The 3,774-nt window shown below is 62.1% G+C and carries 3 protein-coding genes and 2 pseudogenes; all 5 read left to right on the forward strand.

Features of this window, described 5'->3' with window-relative positions:
• The first annotated feature begins 90 nt into the window (after positions 1 to 90).
• A complete protein-coding gene (gene tnpA / locus HLH48_RS22540; protein WP_182999689.1) occupies positions 91 to 444 on the forward strand; it encodes an IS66-like element accessory protein TnpA in 354 nt (117 codons plus the stop codon).
• Positions 441 to 788: an IS66 family insertion sequence element accessory protein TnpB gene (gene tnpB / locus HLH48_RS22545; protein ID WP_182999687.1), complete on the forward strand. Its 348-nt coding sequence runs from the start codon at positions 441 to 443 to the stop codon at positions 786 to 788. The genes tnpA and tnpB overlap by 4 nt, the downstream gene beginning before the upstream one ends.
• A 63-nt stretch (positions 789 to 851) precedes the next feature.
• Positions 852 to 1,508 (forward strand): annotated as a pseudogene (locus HLH48_RS22550) (IS66 family transposase); the annotation flags it as partial.
• 498 nt (positions 1,509 to 2,006) lie between these two features.
• On the forward strand, positions 2,007 to 3,266 hold the full coding sequence (gene ltrA, locus HLH48_RS22555) for a group II intron reverse transcriptase/maturase (RefSeq protein WP_182999688.1): 1,260 nt from the start codon (positions 2,007 to 2,009) through the stop codon (positions 3,264 to 3,266).
• Between the two features lie 62 nt (positions 3,267 to 3,328).
• Positions 3,329 to 3,774, forward strand: a pseudogene (locus tag HLH48_RS22560) (IS66 family transposase); the annotation flags it as partial.

The raw sequence follows: 3,774 nt of genomic DNA on the forward strand, positions 1-3,774 counted from the left end.
CCGCTCGAGACCGCCTTATGAGCGTTGGGTGCGGGTGGTAAGTTGACGTCATTATGGACGTCAATAATGACGTCACTTGAGGATGTGACGATGCGGCCTGAGATTCTGGTTGGCGTTGAGCGGCGCCGTCGCTGGACGGAAGAGCAGAAACTGCGGATCCTGGCGGAAGTCGGTGTCGAGGGGGCCAGTGTCTCGGATGTGGCCCGGCGGCACGATCTCGCACGGCAGCATCTTTACCAATGGCGGTCTTGCTTCCGTCGGCGCCTGCCTGTCGTTGATCCGGGCGTTCGTTTTCTTCCGGTCGAGCATACCGATGATGAGAATGCGGCGCCCGGCACGGATCAGGTCGAGATTGTGCTGCGCAACGGGCGGATGATCCGTATTGCTGGCAACCCCGCCGAGGCTGCGCTGGCGCGGATCATCCGGATTGCGGAGACGGCATGATCGGCCTGGGCAACGGCGTTCGCGTCTATCTGGCGTGTGGCGTGACCGACATGCGCAAGGGGATCTCGGGACTGGCGGCCCTGGCGCAGGACGTCCTGCGGCAGAACCCCACCTCGGGCGCGCTCTTTGCCTTTCGCGGTCGCCGCGGCGACAGGATCAAGCTCCTGGCCTGGGATGGCCAGGGGTTCTGCCTGTATTATAAGGTTCTTGAGACCGGACGTTTTCCATGGCCGTCGCCGGCCGAGGGTGTGGCGCGGCTGACATCGGCACAGATGGCGATGCTGTGGGAGGGCATGGACTGGAGACGGCCGGCATGGTCGGCACCGCCCTCGCGCGTGGCCTGACTTTTCTGGGGCCGCGCGCGTGGAATTCTTTGTTTTTCTTCTGTTTTCCGCTATTCTTTTGCCATGGCGGTCGCGTCCACACCCCTCCCAGACGATCTGGATGCCCTCAAGGCCATCATCATGGCTCAGCAGGTCGAGATCACCCGGCTGTCAGCATCGGAACGCGCCTACGACGCCCTTGTCCAGTCGCTGAGAATCCGCATCGCCCGCCTCCAGAAGCAGAAATTCGGTGCGAGTTCGGAGAAGATCGAGCGCGAGATCGAGCAACTCGAACTGCTCCTCGAAGACGTGGAAATCGCCATCGCGGCAGCGGACACCGCACCCGAAGCAGACGAACAGGCTGGCGGCGAAGCCGCCCCCTCTGCCCGGCGGCAACGTAGCAAGCCACGCGTGTCGGAGACGACACCGCGCGAGCGCATCGTCCTCGATCCCGGCGAGAGTTGTCCCGCCTGTGGCGGTCCCCTGCGTCTTGTCGGCGAGGATGTCGGCGAGGATGTCGCCGAGATCCTCGAGTTTATCGCCGCAAAGCTGAAAGTCGTCGAAACCGCGCGGCTGAAGAAATCCTGCCGCCAGTGCGAGACGATGGTCCAGCCCGCCGCACCCTCCCGCCCCGTGCCGCGCGGCATGGCCGGTCCCGGCCTGCTGGCCCACATCCTGGTCTCGAAATTCGACGATCACCGTGTGCAACGAACACACCAAAAGCGATGGAGGTGTGGAGCTATGTGAGAGATGAGGGCAGGCCCCTCGGATTCCGCGATCAGGAGCGGAATCCAAACCACCGCGAGCTGCTGTCGTAAAGAGCGATGGTGGTGAGCGTCGCGGAAAAGGCGGGACTCGATCCCGTCAGGTAAGGCCCAGGGAGACGAGCGAAAGCGAACCGTCGATGAAAAGTCGAAATCGAATGGATGATGTCAGAACCGGGGGTGGTGGTCGCCCCGGGATAAGCTTGAGCGGAGTCCTGAAGCCCGGCTCAAGCGGCATCCGGCTCGAAGGCGGCGTGAACCTGGGTCAGGCTCTTACATGGTAACGTGGGAACCTGTCGCCCCGATGCCAAGGAAGCAGGTCGAGCGGGTGATCCCCGCGAGGCCCTGAGTACCGAAGCGGGGCACAGGGGCAGAACAATCCGTAGTAGGATTGAAGGCGTTGTAATGACGCTGGACCGAAGGGATTGTGGTGTTCAGCTCTGGCGGGCGGTCAACCGGTGACGGGAGGAGCCGCATGACTGGGGCAAAGCCGTTCGACATCCCAAAGCGGGAGATCTGGGAGGCCTTCAAACGAGTGAAGGCCAATCAGGGAGCGGCTGGAATAGATGGACAGACGATCCAGAACTTCGAGGGACGCCTCGGCGACAACCTCTACAAGCTCTGGAACCGGATGTCCTCGGGCAGTTATATGCCGCCACCCGTGCGTCGGGTGGACATCCCAAAGGCATCAGGCGGAACGCGGCCGCTGGGCATTCCCACGGTTGCGGATCGTGTGGCGCAAGAGGTTGTCCGCCGATATCTTGAACCTCTGCTGGAACCTGTGTTCCATGGAGATTCATATGGATATCGTCCCCGGCGCTCCGCGATCGACGCGGTCCGGGTTGCCCGCCAGCGATGCTGGCGGTTTGACTGGGTCGTAGACATCGACATCAAGGGTTTCTTCGACAGCATTGATCATGAACTGTTGCTCCGGGCCGTGCGAAAGCACACGAAGTGTCCGTGGGTGTTGCTCTATGTCGAGCGCTGGTTGAAGGTGCCGGTGATGACGGGAGACGGTGATCTTGTGCAGCGGGAGCAGGGCACGCCGCAAGGCGGGGTAATCAGTCCACTGCTTGCCAATCTGTTCCTGCATTATGCGTTCGACGTATGGATTGGGCGTACTATGCCGGGCATACCGTTTGAACGGTATGCGGACGACATTGTCTGCCACTGCCATACCGAGCGCGAAGCCCTGGCGTTACGTCAGGCGCTGGACATTCGGTTTCGCGGATGCGGTTTGATGCTCCACCCAGAGAAGACCAAGCTGGTCTACTGCAAGGACACCAACCGGAAGCGCGATCACGAAGTTATCCAATTCGACTTCCTTGGCTATAGTTTCAGGCCAAGACTGGCGAAATGGAGGGGCGGGCTGTTTGGGGTGTCCTACCTCCCGGCGGCCAGCCCAACGGCGCTGAAGGCAATTCGACAGGCGATCCGGCGATGGACACTCCAGACCCGGAGCGACAAGTCGCTCGATGATCTGGCTCGGATGTTCAATCCGTATATCCGGGGTTGGATCAATTATTACAGCCACTTCTACAAGTCAGCGCTGTATCCGACGATGCTTCGGATCGACGCTTTTCTTGTTCGATGGGCACGACGCAAGTTCAAGCGCCTACGGCAACGGCCGAAAGGCGCTCGGGATTGGCTCGCACGCGTGATCCGTTCATCGCCGGGTCTGTTTGCTCATTGGCCGCTTTTGCATGGCAACGGCCGGACGCTGGGAGCCGTATGAGCTGAGAGGTTCACGTACGGTTCTGGGAGCGCGCGGGGGTGGGATTCCCCCGCGCGACTCGCTTGCCGCTCTACCGGCAGAGCGAGATCTTTGCCCGTCAGGGTGTCGAAATCCCCCGCTCGACCCTGATCGACTGGTGCGGTCAGGCGGTCGCCGTGCTCCGTCCGCTGGCCACGCTGATCCGTCAGGAGGTGACAGCGTCCGATCTCCTCCATGCCGACGATACCCCGATCCAGGTTCTCGATCCTCGCCTGCGCCAGGCCGGCAAGCCGCGCGGCGTCAAGGAAGGACGGATCTGGACCTATCTGCGCGACCCCAGCTCCTGGGGCGGCGATGATCCGCCGGCGGTCGCCTACTGGTTCTCTCCCGATCGCAAGGGGATCCATCCTCAGACCCATCTGGCGACCTTCTCCGGCATTCTCCAGGCAGATGCTTACGCTGGTTTCAGGGAACTCTACAAACCCGATGTCGCTGGCGCCGTGCGCGTGCGCGAGGCCGCATGCTGGGC

The organism is Gluconacetobacter sacchari, assembly GCF_014174255.1.
Taxonomy (GTDB): Bacteria; Pseudomonadota; Alphaproteobacteria; order Acetobacterales; family Acetobacteraceae; genus Gluconacetobacter; species Gluconacetobacter sacchari.